At 41.4% G+C, this 25,847-nt stretch carries 16 protein-coding genes, 20 tRNA genes and 3 rRNA genes; 6 read left to right on the forward strand and 33 right to left on the reverse strand.

What is annotated here, in order from left to right; genetic code table 11:
* Window positions 1–44: 44 nt before the first annotated feature.
* Window positions 45–1,130, reverse strand: coding sequence for a cysteine desulfurase family protein (locus T479_RS17380; RefSeq protein ID WP_052599617.1), 1,086 nt, complete (start codon window positions 1,128–1,130; stop codon window positions 45–47).
* Between the two features lie 99 nt (window positions 1,131–1,229).
* On the opposite strand from T479_RS17380, the gene nadB reads away from it, so the two are divergent.
* Genes nadB through nadA form a run of 3 tightly spaced genes read left to right on the forward strand, consistent with a single transcriptional unit; the run spans window position 1,230 to window position 4,723 of the window.
* Entirely contained in the window at window positions 1,230–2,816 is a 1,587-nt protein-coding gene (gene nadB / locus T479_RS17385; protein ID WP_025220370.1) for an L-aspartate oxidase, read from the forward strand.
* Window positions 2,773–3,633 carry a carboxylating nicotinate-nucleotide diphosphorylase gene (nadC, locus tag T479_RS17390; protein WP_025220371.1) on the forward strand — a complete coding sequence of 287 codons (861 nt, stop codon included), beginning with the start codon at window positions 2,773–2,775 and terminating at the stop codon, window positions 3,631–3,633. Before nadB ends, nadC begins: the two co-directional genes overlap by 44 nt.
* Window positions 3,620–4,723, forward strand: a complete 1,104-nt coding sequence (nadA, locus tag T479_RS17395; protein ID WP_025220372.1) for a quinolinate synthase NadA — start codon at window positions 3,620–3,622, stop codon at window positions 4,721–4,723. Before nadC ends, nadA begins: the two co-directional genes overlap by 14 nt.
* 99 nt (window positions 4,724–4,822) lie before the next feature.
* Here nadA and T479_RS17400 read toward each other — a convergent pair.
* The 24 genes from T479_RS17400 to T479_RS17515 form a co-directional block, all read right to left on the reverse strand.
* A tRNA-Glu gene (locus T479_RS17400) sits at window positions 4,823–4,894 on the reverse strand.
* 2 nt (window positions 4,895–4,896) lie between these two features.
* Window positions 4,897–4,987 (reverse strand) — tRNA-Ser (locus tag T479_RS17405).
* A gap of 13 nt (window positions 4,988–5,000) precedes the next feature.
* A tRNA-Asn gene (locus T479_RS17410) sits at window positions 5,001–5,077 on the reverse strand.
* Between the two features lie 4 nt (window positions 5,078–5,081).
* Window positions 5,082–5,158 (reverse strand) — tRNA-Ile (locus T479_RS17415).
* A 2-nt stretch (window positions 5,159–5,160) separates the two neighbouring features.
* A tRNA-Gly gene (locus tag T479_RS17420) sits at window positions 5,161–5,234 on the reverse strand.
* Window positions 5,235–5,239: 5 nt separating this feature from the next.
* Window positions 5,240–5,315, reverse strand: a tRNA-Phe gene (locus T479_RS17425).
* A gap of 28 nt (window positions 5,316–5,343) precedes the next feature.
* Window positions 5,344–5,419, reverse strand: a tRNA-Asp gene (locus T479_RS17430).
* A gap of 3 nt (window positions 5,420–5,422) precedes the next feature.
* A tRNA-Met gene (locus T479_RS17435) sits at window positions 5,423–5,497 on the reverse strand.
* A 54-nt stretch (window positions 5,498–5,551) separates the two neighbouring features.
* Window positions 5,552–5,644 (reverse strand) — tRNA-Ser (locus T479_RS17440).
* Window positions 5,645–5,659: 15 nt separating this feature from the next.
* Window positions 5,660–5,736: transfer RNA gene (locus T479_RS17445), tRNA-Ile, on the reverse strand.
* Window positions 5,737–5,743: 7 nt separating this feature from the next.
* Window positions 5,744–5,817: transfer RNA gene (locus tag T479_RS17450), tRNA-Met, on the reverse strand.
* A gap of 26 nt (window positions 5,818–5,843) precedes the next feature.
* Window positions 5,844–5,919, reverse strand: a tRNA-Ala gene (locus T479_RS17455).
* A gap of 22 nt (window positions 5,920–5,941) precedes the next feature.
* A tRNA-Pro gene (locus tag T479_RS17460) sits at window positions 5,942–6,018 on the reverse strand.
* Between the two features lie 9 nt (window positions 6,019–6,027).
* A tRNA-Arg gene (locus T479_RS17465) sits at window positions 6,028–6,104 on the reverse strand.
* A gap of 11 nt (window positions 6,105–6,115) precedes the next feature.
* Window positions 6,116–6,204 (reverse strand) — tRNA-Leu (locus T479_RS17470).
* A gap of 5 nt (window positions 6,205–6,209) precedes the next feature.
* Window positions 6,210–6,284 (reverse strand) — tRNA-Gly (locus T479_RS17475).
* A 48-nt stretch (window positions 6,285–6,332) separates the two neighbouring features.
* A tRNA-Leu gene (locus T479_RS17480) sits at window positions 6,333–6,417 on the reverse strand.
* A 22-nt stretch (window positions 6,418–6,439) separates the two neighbouring features.
* Window positions 6,440–6,515, reverse strand: a tRNA-Lys gene (locus T479_RS17485).
* 7 nt (window positions 6,516–6,522) lie between these two features.
* Window positions 6,523–6,598 (reverse strand) — tRNA-Thr (locus tag T479_RS17490).
* A 3-nt stretch (window positions 6,599–6,601) separates the two neighbouring features.
* Window positions 6,602–6,677: transfer RNA gene (locus T479_RS17495), tRNA-Val, on the reverse strand.
* Between the two features lie 10 nt (window positions 6,678–6,687).
* Window positions 6,688–6,803 (reverse strand): 5S ribosomal RNA (gene rrf, locus T479_RS17500).
* Between the two features lie 67 nt (window positions 6,804–6,870).
* Window positions 6,871–9,798: ribosomal RNA gene (locus T479_RS17505) — 23S ribosomal RNA — on the reverse strand.
* Between the two features lie 486 nt (window positions 9,799–10,284).
* Window positions 10,285–11,837 (reverse strand): 16S ribosomal RNA (locus T479_RS17510).
* The 16S, 23S and 5S rRNA genes sit together here with 20 tRNA genes alongside, the layout of an rRNA operon.
* A 268-nt stretch (window positions 11,838–12,105) precedes the next feature.
* On the reverse strand, window positions 12,106–13,005 hold the full coding sequence (locus T479_RS17515; RefSeq protein ID WP_025220373.1) for a DMT family transporter: 900 nt from the start codon (window positions 13,003–13,005) through the stop codon (window positions 12,106–12,108).
* Window positions 13,006–13,136: 131 nt separating this feature from the next.
* Between T479_RS17515 and T479_RS17520 the strand changes: the two genes are divergently transcribed.
* Both T479_RS17520 and T479_RS17525 read left to right on the forward strand, forming a co-directional pair.
* Window positions 13,137–13,859, forward strand: a complete 723-nt coding sequence (locus T479_RS17520; RefSeq protein ID WP_024364890.1) for an MgtC/SapB family protein — start codon at window positions 13,137–13,139, stop codon at window positions 13,857–13,859.
* Window positions 13,860–13,872: 13 nt separating this feature from the next.
* A complete protein-coding gene (locus tag T479_RS17525) occupies window positions 13,873–14,856 on the forward strand; it encodes a cation diffusion facilitator family transporter (protein ID WP_025220374.1) in 984 nt (327 codons plus the stop codon).
* 89 nt (window positions 14,857–14,945) lie between these two features.
* Here T479_RS17525 and T479_RS17530 read toward each other — a convergent pair whose 3' ends face one another.
* The 5 genes from T479_RS17530 to pruA all read right to left on the reverse strand — a co-directional run bounded on the left by T479_RS17530 (window position 14,946) and on the right by pruA (window position 21,532).
* Window positions 14,946–15,611 (reverse strand): hypothetical protein, encoded by a 666-nt coding sequence (locus tag T479_RS17530; protein ID WP_038509896.1) that lies wholly within the window; start codon window positions 15,609–15,611, stop codon window positions 14,946–14,948.
* Window positions 15,612–15,813: 202 nt separating this feature from the next.
* Window positions 15,814–16,977, reverse strand: coding sequence for an iron-containing alcohol dehydrogenase (locus tag T479_RS17535; protein WP_025220375.1), 1,164 nt, complete (start codon window positions 16,975–16,977; stop codon window positions 15,814–15,816).
* 260 nt (window positions 16,978–17,237) lie between these two features.
* Window positions 17,238–18,482, reverse strand: a complete 1,245-nt coding sequence (locus T479_RS17540; protein WP_024364887.1) for a Glu/Leu/Phe/Val family dehydrogenase — start codon at window positions 18,480–18,482, stop codon at window positions 17,238–17,240.
* A gap of 82 nt (window positions 18,483–18,564) precedes the next feature.
* Window positions 18,565–19,758 carry an ornithine--oxo-acid transaminase gene (locus T479_RS17545; RefSeq protein WP_024364886.1) on the reverse strand — a complete coding sequence of 398 codons (1,194 nt, stop codon included), beginning with the start codon at window positions 19,756–19,758 and terminating at the stop codon, window positions 18,565–18,567.
* Window positions 19,759–19,987: 229 nt separating this feature from the next.
* Window positions 19,988–21,532 carry an L-glutamate gamma-semialdehyde dehydrogenase gene (gene pruA / locus T479_RS17550; RefSeq protein WP_024364885.1) on the reverse strand — a complete coding sequence of 515 codons (1,545 nt, stop codon included), beginning with the start codon at window positions 21,530–21,532 and terminating at the stop codon, window positions 19,988–19,990.
* 148 nt (window positions 21,533–21,680) lie between these two features.
* Here pruA and T479_RS17555 point away from each other — a divergent pair, with 148 nt between their 5' ends.
* Window positions 21,681–22,988 carry a sigma-54-dependent Fis family transcriptional regulator gene (locus T479_RS17555; protein WP_024364884.1) on the forward strand — a complete coding sequence of 436 codons (1,308 nt, stop codon included), beginning with the start codon at window positions 21,681–21,683 and terminating at the stop codon, window positions 22,986–22,988.
* 52 nt (window positions 22,989–23,040) lie between these two features.
* Here the strand turns inward: T479_RS17555 and yugI are convergent, their stop codons facing one another.
* The 3 genes from yugI to T479_RS17570 all read right to left on the reverse strand — a co-directional run bounded on the left by yugI (window position 23,041) and on the right by T479_RS17570 (window position 25,700).
* On the reverse strand, window positions 23,041–23,415 hold the full coding sequence (gene yugI, locus T479_RS17560) for a S1 domain-containing post-transcriptional regulator GSP13 (protein WP_024364883.1): 375 nt from the start codon (window positions 23,413–23,415) through the stop codon (window positions 23,041–23,043).
* An 88-nt stretch (window positions 23,416–23,503) separates the two neighbouring features.
* Window positions 23,504–25,159: a hypothetical protein gene (locus T479_RS17565; protein ID WP_025220376.1), complete on the reverse strand. Its 1,656-nt coding sequence runs from the start codon at window positions 25,157–25,159 to the stop codon at window positions 23,504–23,506.
* Window positions 25,152–25,700 (reverse strand): RNA polymerase sigma factor, encoded by a 549-nt coding sequence (locus T479_RS17570; RefSeq protein ID WP_025220377.1) that lies wholly within the window; start codon window positions 25,698–25,700, stop codon window positions 25,152–25,154. Before T479_RS17570 ends, T479_RS17565 begins: the two co-directional genes overlap by 8 nt.
* Window positions 25,701–25,847 lie beyond the last annotated feature (147 nt).

Below are 25,847 nucleotides of genomic sequence, written 5' to 3' on the forward strand. Positions count from 1 at the left end.
AAGTGATTTATCAGAAAAATTAAAGGCTTTTTTCAATACCTAATTTATTTTAGAATGTTAGACAATGCAAAAGTTAATTGATCAATTTCTTCAAATGTTGTTGTTGGTCCAAATGATATTCTAAAAAACTGTCGTGCTTCCTCCATTGTATAACCCATTGATATAATTGCTTTTGTGCCAGATTCACTGTGTATATCACAAGCACTACCAGTTGAAATACAAATACCGGCTTCGTTTAATTTGAGTAACACGTATTGCCCTTCCACTTTGTCCATCATCAAACCACATATATTAGGTAGTTGCCTCACACACTCAATTAATCGACAAGCTGGTGGTAAATGGCTTTGTAGATATTGACGCAACAATTCATAATGTTGACGCTCAAAATGATAGTTTTCAATGGCTGTCGCAAAAGCCACAATGGCAGGTGTATCTAATGTTCCACCACGTAAACCACGTTCATGTGTTACGCCTGGTGTTAAAGACGGCACTCGAATTTGAGGATTTACAAATATTGCCCCACATCCTTTTGGCCCTCCTATTTTATGGGCAGAAATGGTAATTGCATCTACATTTGCACAAAAAGAAGTAGTTGGTAGCTTACAAAAGGACTGTACACAGTCTACATGAAAAAATATATTTTGACTGTTTGCTATTAAAGCAATTTCTTCCACTGGTTGGATGGAGCCTATTTCAGAATTTACATGTTGAATTGTTATTAATGCTGTATCCTCTCTTATAGCCTCTCGTACCTGATTGACTTGAATACACCCATCCAGTTGTAAAGGTAATTTTGTAACGGAATAACCCATTTTCTCAAGTGTATTCAATGCTGCATGGACAGACGTATGCTCAGCTTGCGATGAAATTATATGCTTGCCTTTTTTTGAAGCTAAAGCCAGTGATAAAATCGATAGTAAATTCCCTTCTGTTCCGCTTCCAGTAAAAATAATCCCATCACTTTTAACGCCGAGTTTTCTTGCTACGATAGCTCTCGCCTGTTCTACAAAGTAATTTGCTTGTCCTCCTAAATCATGCAAACTTGCACTATTTCCATAATAACGTTTTGCCACTTCACAATAAGCTTCAAGTGCTTTATTCGACATTGGAGATGTTGCTGCATAATCCATGTAAATCATCTAATTCTCCCTTTCTAGTCATCAAGTCTTGTTTTCCTTTTTATTTTATGTAAAGATATGTGTCAAGACAACTGTAAAGAAGGTAGACCTATGGATGTAAAGACAGACATACTCATTATTGGTAGTGGCATTGCATCACTTCAAGCAGCACGACTACTTGGACAGTATTTTCAAGTACAGATTGTTACGAAATCCTCTGTTAAAATGAGTAGCTCTTATCGTGCACAAGGAGGCATAGCTGCCGTTACTAGTCCTGAAGATCATACAAATTTGCATATTGCTGATACATTAGCTGCCGGTGAATGCCATCACGAGAAAAAATTTGTTGAAACACTTATAAAAGATGGTTCTACCATTATGAGGCAATTTCTCTTAGAGGGATTGCCCATCGATCGGCAAGAAACCGGTGAACCGGCACTTGGCTTAGAAGGAGCCCATAGTCATCATCGTATTTTACATGCTGGGGGCGATAGGACTGGTCAAATATTGATTGATTACTTACTTAAACACCTACCGTCAAACATTTCTATTCATTGCAATGAATTGGCGTTTGAATTGATGTTAAACAGCAATGGCGCGTGTATTGGCGTCCTGACAAAGGGTGAAGAAGGATTAAAACGTTACTTTGCCCATCATGTCATTCTTGCTACAGGTGGTGCAGGTGCTCTTTATCCAAGCACTTCTAACTATGCCTCGAATACGGGAGATGGTATTGCATTAGCATATCGCGCAGGCGCTGCCATCAGCGATATGGAATTTATGCAATTTCATCCAAGTTTATTATGGTGTGATGGCGAGGCTAAAGGATTGGTTTCTGAAGCTGTTCGAGGCGCTGGAGGTATTTTTGTTAATGCACAGCGTGAACCTATTATGACAGGTGTACATCCACTGCTAGATTTAGCACCACGTCATGTTACTGCCCACACATTATATACAAAGCGCGCATCTGGGCAAGAAACATTTATTGATATTACAAACATTCAGCACTTTGAAGAGAAATTCCCTACGATTACAAAACTTTGCATTGACAACGGTATTGATTTACAAAATGGCCTAATCCCTGTAGCACCAGGAAGTCATTTCTTAATGGGCGGCGTTATAGCTGATGACATGGGAAGAACTACGATTGCAAACCTATATGCTGTCGGCGAAGTTGCTTGTACGGGCGTTCATGGTGCAAATCGTTTAGCAAGCAATTCATTACTGGAAGGCATCACATTCGGCCAAAAGATGGCTATATATATCATACAAACTGGTTGCAACCAAACGAATTTCACGCTTGCTGCTGCAAAATATCAACAGTCGATGCCCCCATTATTACCGAAAGAACAATTACAACAAGCAATGATGCATACATTAGGCATCGTGCGAAACCCTATCGATATGCAACTTTTTGTAGAGCAATTGCCTTCATTACAAGATTTACTTCAAGTGAATGTGATGAATTTCAATGCACAGCACCTTGAACTCTACATGATGCATATTGTTGCTTCGCTGATGGGGCATGCGGCTCTTACACGAACAGAAACTCGTGGCGCTCATATTCGCAACGATACACCTAACAGTGAAACAGACTGGGCACAGCGCTGGATTATTTTTCAACAAGGACAAATGAAAGTGAGGAATTCAATGTATGAATATCATCAAACTCGAGGAAATGCTCAAGCAATTTTTTAATGAAGATATAGGAGATGGGGATTTATCAAGCGAACTTATCTTTTCAATCGAGCAAACCGGTTCCTTTTCCTTTTATGCAAAAGATAGTGGTATTTTTTGCGGAACACCTATTATCGAACATGGTTTTCGGTTACTCGATTCTTCCATGCAGATCACAATGCATAAAAATGACGGTGATGCCGTGAAATATGGTGATATTCTTGCAGTTATTAAAGGACCTCTACAGAAATTATTGATAGGAGAACGAGTGATTTTAAATCTTATTCAGCGCATGTCTGCCATCGCCACAGCAGCCAATAGAGCTGTTCAGGAAACAGCAGGAACTTCTGCGAAAATTTGCGATACACGCAAAACGATTCCTGGCTTAAGGATGCTTGACAAATATGCTGTACGTATAGGTGGTGCCTATAATCATCGAAGTGGCTTATACGATGCGATTATGCTTAAGGATAATCATATTGCTTTTGCTGGTAGTATTACAGCAGCCGTACAAACCGCTCGTAAAAAAATTGGGCATACAGTAAAAATCGAAGTAGAGATTGAAACAAAACCCCAGTTAGATGAAGCCATTGCCGCAGGTGCAGACATTATTATGTTTGATAATTGTACGCCTGAAGAAATAGCAGCTTGGATTCAATCCGTTCCAACACATATTGCCACTGAAGCTTCTGGTGGCATTACATTAGAAAATTTACATGCTTATGCAAAGTCAGGTATTCAGTGGATTTCACTGGGTGCACTAACGCATTCAGTAAAAGCCTTTGATATAAGTGCACTTGTACAAATGAAAGGAGAGCATACACTTGTCCATCACTAGTCTACTACAACAAACTTCATTACTTCCTGAGCATTACCGCACATTATCAACGACCGAAATGGAGTCTCGAATTTTAGCTATTAAAAAGAAACTAGGTAAGAAGCTTTTTATTCCTGGACATCATTATCAAAAAGATGAAGTGATTCAATTTGCTGATGCCACAGGAGATTCCTTACAGCTTGCTCAAATTTCTGCTGCTAATACAGAAGCAGAACATATCGTTTTTTGTGGAGTACATTTTATGGCAGAGACAGCTGATATGCTCACGACTGAAAAACAACATGTTTACTTACCTGATATGCGTGCAGGTTGTTCCATGGCAGATATGGCTGATATTTATCAAACAGAGCAAGCTTGGCCTATTTTACAACAACTTTTTGGTAATACAATATTGCCGTTAACATATGTAAATTCGACTGCAGCCATTAAAGCATTTACTGGACGTCACGGTGGGGCTTGCGTAACCTCCTCTAATGCTAAAGAAATGGTAACATGGGCTTTTTCACAAAAGCAGCGTATTTTATTTTTACCAGATCAGCATTTGGGCAGAAACACTGCTTTTGACTTAGGTGTTCCACTAGAAAGTATGGCGGTTTGGAACCCTCATACAAATACACTTGAAACAGACCAATCTCCAGAAAATATCAAAGTCATATTGTGGAAAGGACACTGTTCGGTGCATGAAGGTTTTACAGTACAACATACTGCTAAGGTTCGTCAAACATATCCAAATATGCGCATTATTGTTCATCCTGAATGTAGTCGTGAAGTAGTTGCTGCTGCAGATGATGCAGGCTCTACAAAATATATTCTCGATACGATTAATAACGCCCCAAGCGGCTCGGCGTGGGCAATCGGAACAGAAATGAATCTAGTAAATCGCATTATTCAACAACATCCTGATAAACATATAATCTCTTTAAACGAAAACTTTTGCCCTTGTCTTACAATGAATCGAATCGACCTTCCACATCTACTTTGGTCACTTGAAAGTATTGACCAAGGTAAGCCACATAATCGCATTCAAGTGGATGCGTTAACGGCTGAAGAAGCTCGTAGCTCTCTTGAAAGAATGCTATCACGTAGTTAACAAAAAATCGTCTACCGTTAAATCGGTAGACGATTTTTAAAATGATCTAGACAAAAAAACACAGTCGTTATGATTGCTCATATCGACTGTGTTTTAGTATGACCCCTACGGGATTCGAACCCGTGTTACCGCCGTGAAAGGGCGGTGTCTTAACCGCTTGACCAAGGGGCCAATGGCGGAGAAGGAGGGATTTGAACCCTCGCGCCGGTTACCCGACCTACACCCTTAGCAGGGGCGCCTCTTCAGCCTCTTGAGTACTTCCCCATAAATAAAAAAATGGCTCCGAAGGCAGGACTCGAACCTGCGACAACCTGATTAACAGTCAGGTGCTACTACCAACTGAGCTACTTCGGAATAATGGTGGGCCTAAATGGACTCGAACCATCGACCTCACGCTTATCAGGCGTGCGCTCTAACCAGCTGAGCTATAGGCCCATTGGAGCGGGTGATGGGAATCGAACCCACGACATCAGCTTGGAAGGCTGAGGTTTTACCATTAAACTACACCCGCGTATATGGTGGGTCAGGACGGAATCGAACCGCCGACACTTAGAGCTTCAATCTAATGCTCTACCAACTGAGCTACTGACCCATATACTTTTACTGAACCTATTTTAAAATGGCGGTCCCGACCGGGATCGAACCGGCGATCTCCTGCGTGACAGGCAGGCATGTTAACCGCTACACCACGGGACCATTTGGTTGCGGGGGCTGGATTTGAACCAACGACCTTCGGGTTATGAGCCCGACGAGCTACCACTGCTCCACCCCGCGATAATATGTTTATTCACTTCGAGTTTTTTGTACACCATTTACTAAAATTAAAACTGGAGGAGGTAGAGGGATTCGAACCCCCGCGCGGTGTTACCCGCCTGTCGGTTTTCAAGACCGATCCCTTCAGCCAGACTTGGGTATACCTCCGTACTATTATATAAATGGTGGACCTTGCAGGACTCGAACCTGCGACCGGACGGTTATGAGCCGTCTGCTCTAACCAACTGAGCTAAAGGTCCTTTAAGATGGCGGCAGAGGGGATCGAACCCCCGACCTTACGGGTATGAACCGTACGCTCTAGCCAGCTGAGCTACGCCGCCAGGATCTTTATACTGGTTATAAATTATGGTGGAGCCTAGCGGGATCGAACCGCTGACCTCCTGCGTGCAAGGCAGGCGCTCTCCCAGCTGAGCTAAGGCCCCATAAATTACAGATTTTTGGAAATGGTCGGGAAGACAGGATTCGAACCTGCGACCCCTTGGTCCCAAACCAAGTGCTCTACCAAGCTGAGCTACTTCCCGTTCATTTATTGGCGCGCCCGGCAGGAGTCGAACCCACAACCTTCTGATCCGTAGTCAGACGCTCTATCCAATTGAGCTACGGGCGCTTGATAAAAAATGGTGCCGAGGGCCGGAATCGAACCGGCACGGTAGTCACCTACCGCAGGATTTTAAGTCCTGTGCGTCTGCCAGTTCCGCCACCCCGGCACATTTGGAGCGGAAGACGAGGTTCGAACTCGCGACCCCCACCTTGGCAAGGTGGTGTTCTACCACTGAACTACTTCCGCATGTGCATAAGATTATTTATTCTGGCAATTATTATTTTAATATATAAATGGTGCGGGTGAAGGGAGTCGAACCCCCACGCCTCGCGGCGCTAGATCCTAAGTCTAGTGCGTCTGCCAATTCCGCCACACCCGCATATTATTGTTGGCAATTAAAATGGTGAGCCATGAAGGACTCGAACCTTCGACCCTCTGATTAAAAGTCAGATGCTCTACCAACTGAGCTAATGGCTCAAAAAAATGGTGCCGGCTATAGGAATCGAACCCACGACCTACTGATTACAAGTCAGTTGCTCTACCTGCTGAGCTAAACCGGCATATGGTGGAGGATGACGGGCTCGAACCGCCGACCCTCTGCTTGTAAGGCAGATGCTCTCCCAGCTGAGCTAATCCTCCTGGGTATTATGCCTAGCGATGTCCTACTCTCACAGGGGGAAGCCCCCAACTACCATCGGCGCTAAAGAGCTTAACTTCCGTGTTCGGTATGGGAACGGGTGTGACCTCTTTGCCATCATCACTAGACAGTATTTAATTGAAAGATTGTTCTTTCAAAACTGGATAAACGGTGCATTGAATGTTTCAAACTTTTTTGGTTAAGTCCTCGATCGATTAGTATTCGTCAGCTCCATGTGTCACCACACTTCCACCTCGAACCTATCTACCTCATCGTCTTTGAGGGATCTTACTTACTTGCGTAATGGGAAATCTCATCTTGAGGGGGGCTTCATGCTTAGATGCTTTCAGCACTTATCCCGTCCACACATAGCTACCCAGCGATGCCTTTGGCAAGACAACTGGTACACCAGCGGTGTGTCCATCCCGGTCCTCTCGTACTAAGGACAGCTCCTCTCAAATTTCCTACGCCCACGACGGATAGGGACCGAACTGTCTCACGACGTTCTGAACCCAGCTCGCGTACCGCTTTAATGGGCGAACAGCCCAACCCTTGGGACCGACTACAGCCCCAGGATGCGATGAGCCGACATCGAGGTGCCAAACCTCCCCGTCGATGTGGACTCTTGGGGGAGATAAGCCTGTTATCCCCGGGGTAGCTTTTATCCGTTGAGCGATGGCCCTTCCATGCGGAACCACCGGATCACTAAGCCCGTCTTTCGACCCTGCTCGACTTGTAGGTCTCGCAGTCAAGCTCCCTTGTGCCTTTACACTCTACGAATGATTTCCAACCATTCTGAGGGAACCTTTGGGCGCCTCCGTTACCTTTTAGGAGGCGACCGCCCCAGTCAAACTGTCCGCCTGACACTGTCTCCTGCCCCGCTAAGGGGCATGGGTTAGAATTTCAATACAACCAGGGTAGTATCCCACCGACGCCTCCTTCGAAGCTGGCGCTCCGAGATCTCTGGCTCCTACCTATCCTGTACAAGTTGTACCAAAATTCAATATCAGGCTACAGTAAAGCTCCACGGGGTCTTTCCGTCCTGTCGCGGGTAACCTGCATCTTCACAGGTACTATAATTTCACCGAGTCTCTCGTTGAGACAGTGCCCAGATCGTTACGCCTTTCGTGCGGGTCGGAACTTACCCGACAAGGAATTTCGCTACCTTAGGACCGTTATAGTTACGGCCGCCGTTTACTGGGGCTTCAATTCGCAGCTTCGCTTGCGCTAACCACTCCTCTTAACCTTCCAGCACCGGGCAGGCGTCAGCCCCTATACGTCACCTTACGGTTTTGCAGAGACCTGTGTTTTTGCTAAACAGTCGCCTGGGCCTATTCACTGCGGCTCTCATGCGCTTGCACGCTCAAGAGCACCCCTTCTCCCGAAGTTACGGGGTCATTTTGCCGAGTTCCTTAACGAGAGTTCTCTCGCACACCTTAGGATTCTCTCCTCGACTACCTGTGTCGGTTTGCGGTACGGGCACCTCTCACCTCGATAGAGGCTTTTCTTGGCAGTGTGAAATCAGGAACTTCGTCCATACGGACTCGCCATCACAGCTCAACGTTACAGTGTGCGGATTTGCCTACACACACGCCTTACTGCTTGGACGCGCACAACCAACGGCGCGCTTACCCTATCCTACTGCGTCCCCCCATTTCTCAAACGGTGAGGAGGTGGTACAGGAATATCAACCTGTTGTCCATCGCCTACGCCTATCGGCCTCGGCTTAGGTCCCGACTAACCCTGAGCGGACGAGCCTTCCTCAGGAAACCTTAGTCATACGGTGGACGGGATTCTCACCCGTCTTTCGCTACTCATACCGGCATTCTCACTTCTAAGCGCTCCACCAGTCCTTCCGGTCTGACTTCAACGCACTTAGAACGCTCTCCTACCACTGACATCGTAGATGTCAATCCACAGCTTCGGTGAATCGTTTAGCCCCGATACATTTTCGGCGCAGCGTCACTCGACCAGTGAGCTATTACGCACTCTTTAAATGATGGCTGCTTCTAAGCCAACATCCTGGTTGTCTGTGCAACGCCACATCCTTTTCCACTTAACGATTACTTTGGGACCTTAGCTGGTGGTCTGGGCTGTTTCCCTTTTGACTACGGATCTTATCACTCGCAGTCTGACTCCCGTGTATAAATATCTGGCATTCGGAGTTTGTCTGAATTCGGTAAACCGGGATGGCCCCCTAGTCCAAACAGTGCTCTACCTCCAGTATTCTCATCACGAGGCTAGCCCTAAAGCTATTTCGGAGAGAACCAGCTATCTCCAAGTTCGATTGGAATTTCTCCGCTACCCACACCTCATCCCCGCACTTTTCAACGTGCGTGGGTTCGGGCCTCCAGTAAGTGTTACCTCACCTTCACCCTGGACATGGGTAGATCACCTGGTTTCGGGTCTACGACCACGTACTAATTCGCCCTATTCAGACTCGCTTTCGCTGCGGCTCCGCCTTCTAAAGCTTAACCTCGCACGTAATCGTAACTCGCCGGTTCATTCTACAAAAGGCACGCTATCACCCATTAACGGGCTCTAACTACTTGTAGGCACACGGTTTCAGGATCTCTTTCACTCCCCTTCCGGGGTGCTTTTCACCTTTCCCTCACGGTACTGGTTCACTATCGGTCACTAGGTAGTATTTAGCCTTGGGAGATGGTCCTCCCGGATTCCGACGGAATTTCACGTGTTCCGCCGTACTCAGGATCCACTCTGGAGGGAACGAACTTTCGACTACAGGGCTTTTACCTGCTCTGGCGGACCTTTCCAAGTCGCTTCATCTAACTCATTCCTTTGTAACTCCGTATAGAGTGTCCTACAACCCCAAGAGGCAAGCCTCTTGGTTTGGGCTCTTCCCGTTTCGCTCGCCGCTACTCAGGGAATCGATTTTTCTTTCTCTTCCTCCAGGTACTTAGATGTTTCAGTTCCCTGGGTCTGCCTTCAAGACGCTATGTATTCACGTCAAGATACTACGCGATTAAACGTAGTGGGTTCCCCCATTCGGAAATCTCCGGATCAAAGCTCACTTACAGCTCCCCGAAGCATATCGGTGTTAGTGCCGTCCTTCTTCGGCTCCTAGTGCCAAGGCATTCGCCGTGCGCCCTTAATAACTTAACCTGCAGCTTCCGATATACATCGTAATCCAGCGTCAGCTTCATTCGTTCGGTCAGTCACGTACAGAGGTACGCTCCTTCTCTCACTCAATCGCTTCCTTGTCTTACTCGTATCTCGAAACCTTTAACGGCTTCCAATCCACTGCGCATTTCGTTTTCAGCTTCTCTCGTTCAATCAGTCACGTACGTAAGTACGCTCCTGCATTCACTCGTTCGCTTCCTAGAACTGCTTGTGTCTTGAAACCCTATTTCGTTATTAAGTCTATAAAAAACTTAAAAAAATAAATGTGTTTGTTACAATTTCAATGTCGTTTTATCCAGTTTTCAAAGAACAAATTCACTACCTGCTTCTACTTCTTCGCAGATTGCGACGAAAGCGTAGCGACAGGAGCACAGTTTTGAAGTATTTCATCGTAATGATGAACCTTCAAAACTGAACGCAAAACGTAATCTTACAAACCCAAGGTTTGTATTCCGAAAATATCCTTAGAAAGGAGGTGATCCAGCCGCACCTTCCGATACGGCTACCTTGTTACGACTTCACCCCAATCATCTATCCCACCTTCGGCGGCTGGCTCCAAAAGGTTACCTCACCGACTTCGGGTGTTACAAACTCTCGTGGTGTGACGGGCGGTGTGTACAAGGCCCGGGAACGTATTCACCGCGGCATGCTGATCCGCGATTACTAGCGATTCCGGCTTCATGTAGGCGAGTTGCAGCCTACAATCCGAACTGAGAACGACTTTATCGGATTAGCTCCCTCTCGCGAGTTGGCAACCGTTTGTATCGTCCATTGTAGCACGTGTGTAGCCCAGGTCATAAGGGGCATGATGATTTGACGTCATCCCCACCTTCCTCCGGTTTGTCACCGGCAGTCACCTTAGAGTGCCCAACTAAATGATGGCAACTAAGATCAAGGGTTGCGCTCGTTGCGGGACTTAACCCAACATCTCACGACACGAGCTGACGACAACCATGCACCACCTGTCACCGTTGTCCCCGAAGGGAAAACCATATCTCTACAGTGGTCAACGGGATGTCAAGACCTGGTAAGGTTCTTCGCGTTGCTTCGAATTAAACCACATGCTCCACCGCTTGTGCGGGCCCCCGTCAATTCCTTTGAGTTTCAGTCTTGCGACCGTACTCCCCAGGCGGAGTGCTTAATGCGTTAGCTGCAGCACTAAGGGGCGGAAACCCCCTAACACTTAGCACTCATCGTTTACGGCGTGGACTACCAGGGTATCTAATCCTGTTTGCTCCCCACGCTTTCGCGCCTCAGTGTCAGTTACAGACCAGATAGTCGCCTTCGCCACTGGTGTTCCTCCAAATCTCTACGCATTTCACCGCTACACTTGGAATTCCACTATCCTCTTCTGCACTCAAGTCTCCCAGTTTCCAATGACCCTCCACGGTTGAGCCGTGGGCTTTCACATCAGACTTAAGAAACCACCTGCGCGCGCTTTACGCCCAATAATTCCGGACAACGCTTGCCACCTACGTATTACCGCGGCTGCTGGCACGTAGTTAGCCGTGGCTTTCTAATAAGGTACCGTCAAGGTACAGCCAGTTACTACTGTACTTGTTCTTCCCTTACAACAGAGTTTTACGAACCGAAATCCTTCTTCACTCACGCGGCGTTGCTCCATCAGGCTTTCGCCCATTGTGGAAGATTCCCTACTGCTGCCTCCCGTAGGAGTCTGGGCCGTGTCTCAGTCCCAGTGTGGCCGATCACCCTCTCAGGTCGGCTACGCATCGTTGCCTTGGTGAGCCGTTACCTCACCAACTAGCTAATGCGCCGCGGGCCCATCCTATAGCGACAGCGAGATGCCGTCTTTCAGTATTGTCCCATGAGGGACAAAAGATTATTCGGTATTAGCCCCGGTTTCCCGGAGTTATCCCAAACTATAGGGTAGGTTGCCCACGTGTTACTCACCCGTCCGCCGCTAACGTCAAAGGAGCAAGCTCCTTCTCTGTTCGCTCGACTTGCATGTATTAGGCACGCCGCCAGCGTTCGTCCTGAGCCAGGATCAAACTCTCCATAAAAGAAATTTGATTAGCTCAAATTGTTTTGCTGGCATCAATTTTGATGTCCAGAATTTTGTTTCGTTCACTAACGAAGTTAGCTAGTAAAAACTATATTGATTACGTTTTGCTTGTTCAGTTTTCAAGGTTCATTTATTTCCGCTTGTTTTCAGCGACTTTATTATCATAACTTGTATTCAACAAGAAGTCAACAACTTTTTAATTTCTTTTTTCATGTCGTCCTTCTTGTTAAGGACAAGTAATAATATATAATATAGCAATATAAAAATCAAGCTTTTTTCTTAAAAAACTTTAAAATCTTTTTATCATCCACTACAAACAGTAGAATCCCTGCTATTACAATGCATCCACCAATGATTTGTGTAGCGATTAAATACTCTTTAAAAATAATAAAAGCTAATACGGCCGCTCCGATTGGTTCAAATAATATAGCAATTGAAACAACATTCGTACTAACATATTTAATAGACCAATTAAATAAAGTATGACCTAATAAATTAGGGACAATTGCCAATAAAATAAACCACATCCAATCCATAGACGAATACGGACCGAATGATTCCCCTTTTAATAAAACATAGAAAAACAATGTTATCGTACTTACTGCGTAAACAATCATTGTATAAGTCACAAGTGATAATCGCTTTCGTACATCTTGCCCAAATAGTAAGTATATTGTAATAAGTGCACAAGCAATTAATGCAAGCAGATCCCCATAGAAAGCAGATCCACTTAGTTTAAAATCACCCCAGCTTATTAACACACTACCAACAATGGCAATAGCCCCCGCAAAAATAGTTTTCACAGTAATTGCCTCTTTAAAGAAAAAGTATGTACCTACAAACGCAAAAAGTGGTTGAAGTGTCACAAGCACAGTTGAGCTTGCAACAGATGTGTAATTTAGTGACTCAAACCACAAAATAAAGTGAAAAGCTAAAAAAACACCCGCTATAGAAGAAAAACACCAATCACGAATAGATAGCTGTTTTAATTCATTGGTATATTTCCAAAAAAATAGTGGTGCCATAATTATGACAGAAAACAACATACGATAAAAAGCAATAACACCAGCATCCGCAGTTGCTAATTTCACAAAAATAGCAGATAAAGATACTGATATAACACCTATGAAAATTGGAATATATGGATGAATCTTCGGTTTACTCATTGAATCCGCCTCCATAAAAAAAACTTATACTTCATTACTTGCGTGATGTACAATACAAAAAAGTAATGTACATATAATAATGACAGCTTGCATATCTCTTAGCAATACGAAATAACAATGGAGGGTTGCGTTTGGAAACATTATTGGAGAATATGATTACATATGAAGTTGGAATAAAATTAGTGATTGCAGCCACATTAAGTTTAGTAATCGGTATTGAAAGGGAATTAAAAAAGAAACCTGTTGGATTAAAAACAAGTTTAGTGATTGCTACATTTAGTTGCTTACTAACTATTATTTCTATCGAGACTGCATACTCAACACCTCCAAGGGGAGATATAAACATTACAATGGATCCCCTTCGTTTAGCAGCACAAGTAGTTAGTGGCATCGGATTTCTTGGGGCAGGTGTCATTTTAAGACGCGGTAATGATAGCATTTCTGGTTTAACGACTGCAGCTATGATCTGGGGAGCTGCTGGCATTGGAATTGCTGTTGGCGCAGGCTTTTATATGGATGCAACACTAGCTGTTATTATCATTGTTTTTGGCATCGAAGTGTTATCTCCTTTTCTTATGAAAATTGGACCAAAACGAATTCGGATGCGAGAAGTATCATTAAAGGTTCAGATTGATAATGATGACCATACAGAATCATTTCTTCTTTTTTTAAAGGAAAACAACATTGTAATTGAAAATATTCGTATTAAAGATATACCAATGGCGAATAATCAAGTATTACACGAATTAGATTTCCGTTTATCGTTAATTGTCTCAGATAACTTACTGTCGTTTTATCGTTCATTACGTACCTTACCTTATATTGAAAAAATAGAAATGGAAATTTTAAACTAGTTGGAGGACTCTTATGACAGAAATATTAAAACTATTAAAAGACGGTAATAAACCCTCCCTTATGGCTGCATTTGTAAACACCTTTTTAGGAATCATTAAAGGGATTGCTTTTTTCTTCACAGGCAATGTGGCTATGTTTGCCGAAATGATGCACTCCCTTGGTGATGCTGCAAACCAATTTTTCGTCTATATCGGCTCCGCCCTTTCGAAAAAAGCACCTACAAAGCAATTCCCAGGAGGCTTTGGTCGAATTGTTAATCTTGTATGCTTATTCGCCGTAATTATTGTAGCCATCCTATCTTATGAGACGATTAAGGAAGGCTGGCATCATTTTATGCATCCTTCAGGTGAATCGAAAGGAATGTTTATTGCACTTGGTGTGTTGTTTATTGGGATTGTATTAGAAGGTACGGTTCTTGCAAAAGCAGCAGTCGAGGTGCTACATGAGGCTGGACAAGAAAAGGCTGGCCTAACTTCTATTGCAAAAGCATTTACGTATTTAAAACGTGCAAAACCTGCCACTAAATTAGTATTTATGGAAGATTTAGTAGCTACTGGTGGTAACGTTTTAGCCTTTGCCGCCATCTTAATTGCACATTTTACTGGTTGGGCGAGAATTGAAGGACTTGTGTCAATTATTATTGGCTGTATGATGTTTTATGTAGTTGGCAAGGTATTCCTAGATAACGCACGTGGTGTTATCGGTGAAACGGATGAGGAAATGCTGAATCATATTGCTCACCTTGTAATGGATAACCCAAATATTAAAGATATCGTTCGTTTAGAAGTGATTAAAGAAGGAGAATTTCTACATGTAGAGCTTGTGGCAGAAGCAGACCCGAATTTATCCCTTGCTTATTTAGATGATGTACGCGACCATTTAACAGAAGTACTTCTAAGTCAAAAAGGCGTATCAAAAGTAGCCATTTTATTTGATGAGGATGATGGTAGATTAAATTGGCAACATGTTGGAGAACGACCTACAAAAGAACAATAAACAAATAGCCAATTGCCAACGTAAGGCAGTTGGCTATTTAGTATAAGAATACGTAAAAAGTTCTATCATTGACAAATGCATTCAAACTTCTATGAGACAATTACATAATCCGTAATCATAAAAGTTAATAGCATTCTTAAACAGATCATTTTTTTTATGCCATCCTGTTGAATAATAATTTTTGAGAATTCTAATGTAGCCAGACGATTGGCTAATTCAAATTCTTCAGCATTTGTTAACGACTCTCCGTCCGGACGACAACCTAAAACAAAATTACCCGCATAAGAATCTTTTAGTACATTCGGATGCATCGATTTATAATGCACCTCTGTAATGGCTTCCTCATCATTCATAAGATTATGTGCTACTAAATAGTGCTTCAAAGCCCCTTTTAAATCAATTGCTATCGCCGTTTCAGCTAAAATCGTTCGATAATACACTAGCACGATTTCAGCATCATCTAAATTCGGCGTTACCTCTAGCATCATTTCTCCAGATGGACGAACGTAAAGTTGCACAATCGCTTCCCTTTGACCATCAGTTAATGTGATCGTCGTTTGTCCATATCGCATGCTTTTAAAAAATATACGATTGTCGACTACATATCCTGCGGCAATTTGATCATTGTCCATTCGTAACGCAGTCGCTTCAATTCCTAATACTTCGATACAATTTTTCAGTTCGTAAATATTCGGCTGAAAAAAATGACTCTCACAGTGCATCGTAATATGATTTTCAATCAATTGTTTTAACATTCTCTCTACATCCCCTGTCAATTCAAAAATGATTACATTCATTTTAAAAAAATTACCTGAACAAATTCTGAACAATTTTGACAATTAACCCAAATAATAGACAGGCGTTTGTAATTGATTTTTTGTAATGAATAAAATAAAAAAGATGTATCAAAAGTGATAATCTCACTTTTCGATACATCCTTTACTGTCACACTATAACCTAACGTGCATTTTGTAAAATTGTACGTACATCTTTTTCCTGCAACTTATTGAAGTTGCCAAAAGGTCCGTTTTCCATGGCATGTTCAACAATTTGATCGAATTTAGCATCGTCAATATCATAATCGGCTAAACGATTGGGTGCACCTAAAGATGTCCAAAATGCCGATAGACGATCAATCCCCTCATGGGCAACTTCCTCGGTTGTCTTTCCAGTTGCATCAACACCAAAGACACGTGTCGCAATACCCGCAAAGCGCTCAGGATTAACCGATACGTTTAGACGCATCCAATGTGGTTGCAAAATTGCTAAACCACCCGCATGAGGGATATCATAAATGGCAGATACGGCATGTTCAATATTGTGCGAAGCCCAATCCCCTTGGGAACCAATTGATAAAAAGCCATTTAAACCAATTGTTCCTGCTAGTAAAATCGTTTCACGTAATGTCACATTCTCTAAATCTTCGATAAGTTTAGGGGCCGTGCTAATTACTGTTCGTAATACACCTTCACACATTTCATCAGTAATGGGTGTGTTGGTTGCATTATGGAAGTATTGTTCAAAGACATGGGACATCATATCCACTATACCGTAAACTGTATGATTTTTCGGCACAGTCACTGTGTATGCTGGATTTAAAATAGAAAACTTAGGGAAGACAGCTGGGCTACCCCAACTGAATTTTTCTTCCGTTGAAGCGTTCGTAATAACCGAACCGGAATTCATTTCAGAGCCTGTTGCAGCTAAGGTTAACACTGTTCCTAACGGTAGTGCATCTTTCACAATAAATTTTCTTTTAACAATATCCCATGCGTCCCCGTCATATTTTGCCCCGGCTACTATTAATTTGGAGCAGTCAATAACAGAACCACCACCAACAGCGAGCACAAGGTCAATCCCTTCTTTTTTACAAATCTCTATGCCTAGACGAGCTGTCTCTACACGCGGATTTGGCTCAACACCGCTCAATTCAAAAATGGACTTACCCGCTTCTTGTAATTTCTCAATGACAGCATTATATACACCATTCTTTTTAATGCTACCTCCGCCATAAACAACTAGCACCTTCTGTCCGAACTGCGCTAATTCTTTCGGTAATTTTTCCAACGCATCTTCACCAAAATGTAACTTCACTGGATTATAAAATGTAAATGAATTCATGGAAATCGCCCCTTTCTAGTTGGATTTTCTCATATTTCTAGAGTAGAAAGCAAAGATTTAAGCACCATTATATGCGCGCGCATTAATCCACATATGCCCTATGTATTTTTTCAGGCACAACTCATTCATCTTGTAATCTACTGACAAACCAAAAAAATCGTCGTAACAAGTTTTGTTAAGTTTAACTTTCGTAATGGCACACAGCTTCATTCTATACAAAAAAGGGTCGCTCCAAATTGGAGACGACCCTTTTCGATAGATTAAACCCATCCGCGGAAGCGTGATGCTTCTGCAGTACGACGTACACCAACCATATATGCAGCTAAGCGCATATTGATGTTACGTGTAGTGGCTGTTGTATAAACATTTTCAAATGCTTCAACCATTTTTTTGTACAGGCGTTCTTCTACTTCTTCTTCTGTCCAGTAATAACCTTGGTTATTTTGTACCCACTCGAAGTAAGATACTGTAACACCACCTGCAGATGCTAATACATCAGGTACAAGTAAAATGCCACGCTCTGTTAAAATTTTTGTCGCTTCTGCTGTCGTTGGACCATTTGCTGCTTCTACGACAATGTTTGCTTTAATATTATGCGCATTGTCAGCAGTAATTTGGTTTTCAATTGCGGCAGGAACTAAAATATCACAATCAAGCTCTAAAAGATCTTTATTTGAAATTGTGTTTTCGAATAATGTTGTTACAGTTCCGAAGCTATCACGACGATCTAATAAGTAGTCGATATCTAAACCTTCAGGATCATGAAGAGCACCATATGCATCTGAAATACCAATTACTTTGGCACCTAAATCATTCATGAATTTAGCTAAGAAGCTACCTGCGTTACCAAATCCTTGAATAACAACGCGAGCACCTTTAATATCAATACCACGTTTTTTCGCAGCTTCTTCAATAACGATTGTTACACCTTGAGCAGTTGCACGATCGCGACCTTGAGAACCACCAAGTACAAGTGGCTTACCTGTGATGAACCCTGGAGAGTTGAATTCGTCCATACGGCTATATTCATCCATCATCCATGCCATAATTTGTGCATTTGTAAATACGTCTGGCGCAGGAATATCTTTTGTTGGTCCCACGATTTGACTTACCGCACGTACATAACCACGGCTTAGACGTTCAATCTCACCCATTGACATTTGACGTGGGTCACAGATGACACCGCCTTTACCTCCGCCATATGGTAGATCAACGATTCCACATTTCAATGTCATCCACATTGAAAGCGCTTTAACTTCCTCTTCTGAAACAGCTGGGTGGAAACGCACGCCACCTTTTGTTGGTCCTACTGCATCATTGTGCTGAGCACGGTAACCAGTAAATACTTTTGTCGTACCATCATCCATTTTAACTGGAATGCGTACTTGTAGCATACGAAGCGGTTCTTTCAGTAATTCATACATTGCTTCGTCATAGCCTAGTTTATTAAGAGCATCTTGAATAACATCTTGAGTTGATGTGAACAGATTTAAGTTTTCAGACATATTAAATCGCCTCTTTGTTTTTATAATGATAGTATATCGGCATCATTGTAACACACTTCCGAAATAAAATGTGAACATTTTGTTAAAGTTTAAATACTTTTTCAATTTGAGCAATTGACCAATCTAAATCTTCTTGAGAAATAACTAATGGTGGTGCAAAACGAATAACTGTATCATGTGTTTCTTTACATAATAAGCCTAATTCTTTTAACTTTTCACAATATGGACGCGCTGCCTCTGTTAATTCCATACCGATAAATAAACCACGACCACGAACTTCCTTAATGATTGGGTTGTTAATTTCACGTAATTTCCCTTTGAAATATTCACCTAGTTCTTGTGAACGCTCTGCTAATTTTTCATCTAATAAAACTTTAATAGATGCGATAGAAACAGCACAAGCTAAAGGGTTACCTCCGAAAGTTGAACCATGAGAACCTGGGTTGAAGACACCTAAAATATCACGATTTGCAGCTACACAAGAAATTGGGAATACACCGCCGCCTAATGCTTTTCCTAAAATGTACATATCAGGCTCTACTTCTTCCCAATCACAAGCAAACATTTTACCTGTACGAGCTAATCCTGCTTGAATTTCATCTGCAATAAATAACACATTGTTTTCACGGCATAGTTCACGAGCTGCTTTTAAGAAACCTTCTGGTGGTATAACGATACCAGCTTCCCCTTGAATTGGCTCAAGTAAAAATGCTGCTGTATTTGGTGTAATTGCAGCTTTTAACGCTTCTAAATTACCATAATCTACAAGTTTAATGTTAGGTAACATCGGTCCAAAACCGCGGCGATATTCTTCATCAGACGATAAAGATACTGCTAGCATCGTACGCCCGTGGAAGTTTCCATTACAAGCGATTAGTTCTGCTTTGCCTTCTTCAACACCTTTTACATCATAAGCCCAACGACGAGCTGCTTTAAATGCAGTTTCCACTGCTTCTGCACCCGTATTCATAGGTAAAACCATTTGTTTATTTGTTAATTTTCCTACAAGCTCATACCATTCACCTAAGTTTTCACTGTAAAATGCACGAGAAGTTAATGTTACTTTATCAGCTTGTTCTTTTAATGCAGCAATAATTTTTGGATGACGATGTCCCTGATTTACTGCAGAATATGCTGATAACATATCTAAGTATTTGTTTCCTTCTGGATCTTTAACCCAAGCACCTTCAGCCTCTGCAATAACGATTGGCAGTGGATGATAGTTTGCAGCACCATAATTTTGTGTTTGTTCAATAACTTGTTGTGATTTTGTCATAAAGCACTCTCCCTACTAACTCATAATAAAAATCTATGAAAGATAAGACTGCCTAGTAGAGCTGAAAAAGGACTATATAATAGAAACAAAAAATATTTGTTGACCTTCATATGGTTAAATCGCGCACCTCGTAGAATTTATTTTCTACGAGGTGTGCTAACTTTTTCTACTTACTAGAACAGTCTATCTTTGAACATGTGGTGTCGTCCCACATTAAAATCAGTAAAAATTAAAGCATTTCTGAAGTTGTTTTTGCTTGCATATGAAGTTGTAGGTAGTCTGGGCCACCAGCTTTTGAGTCAGTACCAGACATGTTGAAACCACCAAATGGTTGGTAACCAACGATAGCACCTGTACAACCACGGTTGAAGTATAAGTTACCAACGTGGAAATCTTCACGCGCTTTTTCTAGGTTCATACGATTATTTGTAATAACCGCACCTGTTAAGCCGTATTCTGTGTCGTTTGCAATTTCAATCGCTTCATCGAAATCTTTTGCTTTTGCAATTGCTACAACTGGTCCGAAAATTTCTTCTTTCATGATGCGAGCAGAAGGATCTACGTCTGCAAACACTGTTGGGTTGATGAAGTAACCAACAGAATCATCTGCTGTACCACCTGCTACAAGGCGTCCTTCTTTTTTCCCGATTTCAATGTATTCAGTAATTTTATTGAAAGCTGCTTGGTCGATTACTGTTGCCATGAAGTTGCTGTTGTCAGCTGGGTCACCGATTGTTAATTCATTAGTAAGCTCTGCTACACGGTTCACTACTGTGTCATAAACATCTTCTACGATAACAGCACGAGAGCATGCCGAACATTTTTGACCTGAGAAGCCGAAAGCTGATTTTACAATTGATTGTGCTGCAAGCTCTAAGTCTGCTTCTTTATCGACTACAATTGTATCTTTACCGCCCATTTCAGCGATAACGCGTTTAATCCAAATTTGACCTTCGTTATGTGTTGCTGCACGTTGGTTAATACGTAAACCAACATCACGAGAACCAGTGAAGCTGATAAAGCGCGTTTTCGGATGATCAACTAAGTAATCACCAACTTCTGCACCAGAACCTGGTACGTAGTTAACAGCACCTGCTGGTAATCCTGCTTCTTCTAAAACTTCGATAAATTTATATGCAACAACTGGTGTAGTTGAAGCTGGCTTTAATAATACTGTATTCCCTGTTACTAAAGCTGCTACTGTAGTACCAGCCATAATTGCGAATGGGAAGTTCCATGGTGAAATAACGATACCGATTCCTAATGGGATGTAATCATAACGGTTGTATTCGCCTGGGCGACTTTCTACTGGTTGGCCGTCTTTAATACGTAACATTTGGCGACCATAGTATTCTAAGAAGTCAATTGCTTCCGCTGTATCTGCATCCGCTTCATTCCAAGGTTTACCTGCTTCTTTTGTCAATAATGCTGAAAACTCATGTTTACGACGACGGATAATTGCCGCTGCTTTGAATAACACATCAGCGCGAATCGCTGGGTCTACTTTTTTCCATGTTTTAAATGTTTCGTCAGCTACTTGCATTGCTTTTTCAGCTAATTCTCTGCTTGCTTTTGAAACGCGACCAATCACCTGTGTTTTTTTTGCTGGGTTATATGAAACGATTTTATCTTCTGTAGTAATGCGCTCTCCACCAATAATTAATGGATAGTCTTGACCTAAATAACTTTCAACTTTATTTAATGCCTCTAAATATGCGTTGTAATTTGCCTCTTGAGAAAAATCTGTAAATGGTTCATGTTTGTATGGAATCATACTATATCCTCCTTTTGTGAGCTGTAAATATTTAGTATGCAAAAACTATTGACGCAAAATATTTTTGCGTATAAAATATTCTTACACTTATTATAATGCAAAATTTCGTTGCATATTTCAAGTAAAAAATTTTTGAGGTGCACATTTTATGAATAATTCTGAACCATTACTACCCTTTTATGAGTTTATTGCAACTAATGTATCCGTTGGTATACATGCGATTGACGTAACGGGTAAAACAATTATCTATAATTCAAAAATGAAAGAAATCGAAGGATTTCATTTTGATGAATTAGCAGATCGTTCAATTATTGAATTGTTTTCCTTCCGTCAACATGAAAGTACTTTAATGCGGGTGTTACAAACCGGTTTACAAGAAATGAATGTGAAACAAACCTATTGGAATAAAAACGGCCATGAAATTACAACCATTAATGATACATTCCCTCTTTTTAAAAATAATCAATTGATTGGTGCGATTGAATTCGCACGTGATATCACATCTTTAGAAAAATTAGTCTATCAGCCGCTACGACGATATGGTGAACCTTTAACTTTTGATATGATTACAGCAGTATCTGAAGCAATGCAACAAGTTATTGTCAACGCTAAAAAAGCGGCGGCGGTAAAATTACCTGTTTTACTTATCGGTGAATCTGGTACAGGCAAAGATTTAGTTGCAGAAGGTATTCATCATGCAGCTTCTACTGATCCAGAAGCCTTTGTTACATTATTTAGTCGACGTTCGGCAAAATCAGTGCTCGATAAGGTGCAGGAACTTTTACAAGATGATAAAGCCTATACTTTTTTCTTCGAACGTATTGATTTTTTAAGTCTTCCAATTCAGGAACAGTTACTTGAGTTATTACAGTCATTACCACCATCCAAATATATGCTAATCGGTAGTGTCGGCAGTGACCCAATTACACTTATTGCAGAAAATAAGCTGTCTAAATCTCTCTATTATTTCTTTGCAACAATGTCCATTACTATTCCAAATTTAACAGATCGCAAAGAAGATATTTTACCGTTCGTGGCAGATTATTTTAGTCGTCATCGTGAGCGATTTGCGTCAAATGTGGCAGAACTTGCACCGGATGTCCAAGCATTATTCTTACAATATGATTGGCCAGGAAACTTAAAGGAACTCGAACTATTGCTAGATGAAATCGTTTCGTTTATGACAACAGAATCAACCGTTACGTTTGATTTACTACCTGTTCATTTTCGATTTAAAGTGCAAAGCCAAGACACATCTGACCATGAACCTGAATTTTTCATGTTCCACCAGCAAAACGATGTCATGCCTCTCGATGCTTATTTACGAGAAGCCGAATCCTATTATGTGCAAAATGTCTTAAATCTATATGAAGGCAATATAACAAAGGCTGCTGGTGCTCTCGGTATGAGCCGACAAAACCTGCAATATCGCATACGGAAGATGAAAAAGGGCTAAATCATAAAAAATAAAAAACGAGGATGCCTTCACATGAAAGCATCCTCGTTTTTTAATGTCCTGACTGTTCGATCCAGTCCTGTAATTTATCTTTTAAGGAATTAAAACCATTCGCATCGGATTCATCCACTCGATCCTGTAATGATTTTCGGGGTGGTGCGTCTTTTTTTCTTGCTGCTGGGCGCTCTTGTAAGGCACGAATCGATAAACTAATTTTTTCGGCCGCTTCATCGATTTCAAGTACCTTAACTTCAACCTCTTGCCCAACTGATAAAAACTCACTGACGTCTTTTACAAAGCCGTACGTAATTTCAGAAATATGCACGAGCCCTTGTGTATCGTCATCAAGTGCTACAAATGCACCGTACGGTTGAATACCTGTAACTTTTCCGGTCAATACGTCTCCTAATTCATATTTTTTTGCCATAACCTTTGCCCACTTTCTATATGTTTGCTACGTATATATCACGATAAATTATAACATACGTCAATAAGTGGGGCAAAAAATCATCCCATCAATCCATGATTGCTGTGATACGATAATAACCTTCCTCTGATTTTGAAAACTTGATGAGGAACTGCCTTCCGTACTTTTCCTGATTGCCTATAGCAACACGAGCAGCGACGGTAGGAAAAATTCCATTATATTCGCCTAGCTGACTAAAAACATCAAGACTCTGTATCGTTTGTAACATACTTGCATCCACTTCGGCATCTGGTGTTAATAAAGCATTTTGCACTGCCTTATCGTCAATGGTCACAGCATATAAGTAAAGTGAGGCAATATTGATTGGGTGTAGTTGATTGATGATTGCTTCATCATTATTGTTTTTATATTGTTCATATATTCCTTTTATTTGTGCAATACGAGACTCATTCATATCGACAACATTAAAGTCACTGTCGTTAATAGTACCTGCTGTTTCTTGCCGTGTCTGTAAAAGTATTGTCCAGATATCATAAGGTTCAAGTTGTGATAATGTAGCGGAGTGCTGCATTTGCTGTAATTCTCCTAAAATAGTAGCAGCGGTCTTTTGCATTACTTCACCATACTTTCCACTAGCTACTTCCTCTAAAAATTTCATATAGTCCTGATGAGGTTGCCCGTCATTTGCTATGGCAGGATATTGTTTTGTACCTAGCAATAATACCACCCACGTATTTTTATAGGTTTCTTCTAAAAGCTTGTAATCAAGAGAACTAGCATTTACATCTGCAAGTAATGTACGTTCCATTATTTTAAGTGAGCGCGCCGTTTCTTCTCGCGTATATCGTAAGTCATCTGCCAATAATAAGTAACCCATTTTTAAATATTCGAAATACCCGAAAACGTCCGGATGTAATTGGTTGATATACTGCGGAGCAAATTCCCCATTGATTGGATTTGCTTTAAAATAAAACACGCCATTTCCATCCGTTTTCAACTCCATATATTGATTATTTGCCGCTTCAATAATAGCTTGTAAATTAGATGGATATTGTTTTACATCATCTTTTTCTTTTAATTGCTGTTGGTAAGGCTCAAGAAGCTTGCTATAAAAACGCTCCAATTCCTCTACAGAAATAACGTAGTTACTATAAACGGCAAACGATTCCTCAAAACTTAAATTTCTAAAAGTTTCTATCTTTTCTACCGCCCGCTTAGGAGTCATTAACCGATTCATTATATTTTCTTCCATAATTTCCACATAGTTCTCATCCGTTAATTTCAAATGCAAATTAGTCGTAAGATAAAAATCTAACATTGAATTTGCGTTTTTAATAAAATCAAAGGCTTCTAGCTCATCTTTGGTCACTTTTAATTCCTTTCTAATATCCTCCTTTTTACTATTAAATTTTTTCGTTAGGTAATCTGCTATCTCTTCCTCAACTGCCTTTTCAACAGGCACATCTTGTGTTACTTCACTGTGTGTATTTTCCTGTTGATTCAATGTATAAAACGATACTAAGAGACCAATTAGCAACACACTTGCAACGCTTGCTATCCATACTGCTGGCTTCTGCCATTTTACGGCTTGTTTTTGTTGTGCGGTAATCGATTGCTTCGGCAGTGCTTCTTCTTTTTCTTCTTCCATTTGCTTGAAAACATTGTCGGGATTTAATTGAGGTTCCATTCGGTCGTATGATTTTTTCAACAGTGCCATGCGCTTGTCAAATTGTTGATCATCCATTCTCAACACTCCCTTCCTGTGTCAAAGCTACTTTAAGTTTTTCTTTTGCCCGCAATATGCGTACTTTGACAGTGGATAACGAAATGCCAAGTACCTCGGCAATTTCCTCATACTTCAACTCATGAAAATAATACAAGACGAGCGGATAGCGATATTTTTCATCAAGCGCTTGAATTCTATGATGCAATACACGGTCTTCCTCAAAATTAAGGACATGCTTTTCAGCTGAAGGACTTGGGGCTTGTCGCTGCGCGCTTAACAGCTCCTCCTTTGCTTGTTCACGTCGCTCTTTTCGATAATAATCACGGGTAGCATTAAGTGTGACTTTATAAAGCCATGTCGTAAATCGATCCTGCTTAAATTGATGTAAAAAACGGTATAGCTTGACAAAAACTTCTTGTGAAACATCCGCTAAATCACTACTATGTACGCCACATTGAAAAGCAAATTTTTCAACTGTTCGCTGATGGATGCGAATTAGTTCAATATAAGCTTCTTTATCACCCTGTTGTGCTCGCTCGATTAATTCCGTTTCATTCACTCGTTATCCCTCCTTTTCTATGTAACGACCTATTCTTCCTAATTGTTACAATTTTAATTGTAACTGGATAGCTTGAGAAAATCGCTAGAATTGATAGTAAATCATGCATTTCGTTTAAAGAATTCTAGTTGTAGTAAGACTTTGGGG

Source organism: Lysinibacillus sphaericus (assembly GCF_000600105.1).
GTDB lineage: Bacteria > Bacillota > Bacilli > Bacillales_A > Planococcaceae > Lysinibacillus > Lysinibacillus sphaericus.

Bases quoted from the DNA above. Each gene is read 5' to 3' on its own strand.
- T479_RS17380 (WP_052599617.1), bottom strand. From the start codon at position 1,130: ATGGATTATGCAGCAACATCTCCAATGTCGAATAAAGCACTTGAAGCT.
- nadB (WP_025220370.1), top strand. From the start codon at position 1,230: ATGGATGTAAAGACAGACATACTCATTATTGGTAGTGGCATTGCATCA.
- nadC (WP_025220371.1), top strand. From the start codon at position 2,773: ATGAATATCATCAAACTCGAGGAAATGCTCAAGCAATTTTTTAATGAA.
- T479_RS17515 (WP_025220373.1), bottom strand. From the start codon at position 13,005: ATGAGTAAACCGAAGATTCATCCATATATTCCAATTTTCATAGGTGTT.
- T479_RS17525 (WP_025220374.1), top strand. From the start codon at position 13,873: ATGACAGAAATATTAAAACTATTAAAAGACGGTAATAAACCCTCCCTT.
- T479_RS17530 (WP_038509896.1), bottom strand. From the start codon at position 15,611: ATGTTAAAACAATTGATTGAAAATCATATTACGATGCACTGTGAGAGT.
- T479_RS17535 (WP_025220375.1), bottom strand. From the start codon at position 16,977: ATGAATTCATTTACATTTTATAATCCAGTGAAGTTACATTTTGGTGAA.
- T479_RS17540 (WP_024364887.1), bottom strand. From the start codon at position 18,482: ATGTCTGAAAACTTAAATCTGTTCACATCAACTCAAGATGTTATTCAA.
- T479_RS17545 (WP_024364886.1), bottom strand. From the start codon at position 19,758: ATGACAAAATCACAACAAGTTATTGAACAAACACAAAATTATGGTGCT.
- pruA (WP_024364885.1), bottom strand. From the start codon at position 21,532: ATGATTCCATACAAACATGAACCATTTACAGATTTTTCTCAAGAGGCA.
- T479_RS17555 (WP_024364884.1), top strand. From the start codon at position 21,681: ATGAATAATTCTGAACCATTACTACCCTTTTATGAGTTTATTGCAACT.
- yugI (WP_024364883.1), bottom strand. From the start codon at position 23,415: ATGGCAAAAAAATATGAATTAGGAGACGTATTGACCGGAAAAGTTACA.
- T479_RS17565 (WP_025220376.1), bottom strand. From the start codon at position 25,159: ATGGATGATCAACAATTTGACAAGCGCATGGCACTGTTGAAAAAATCA.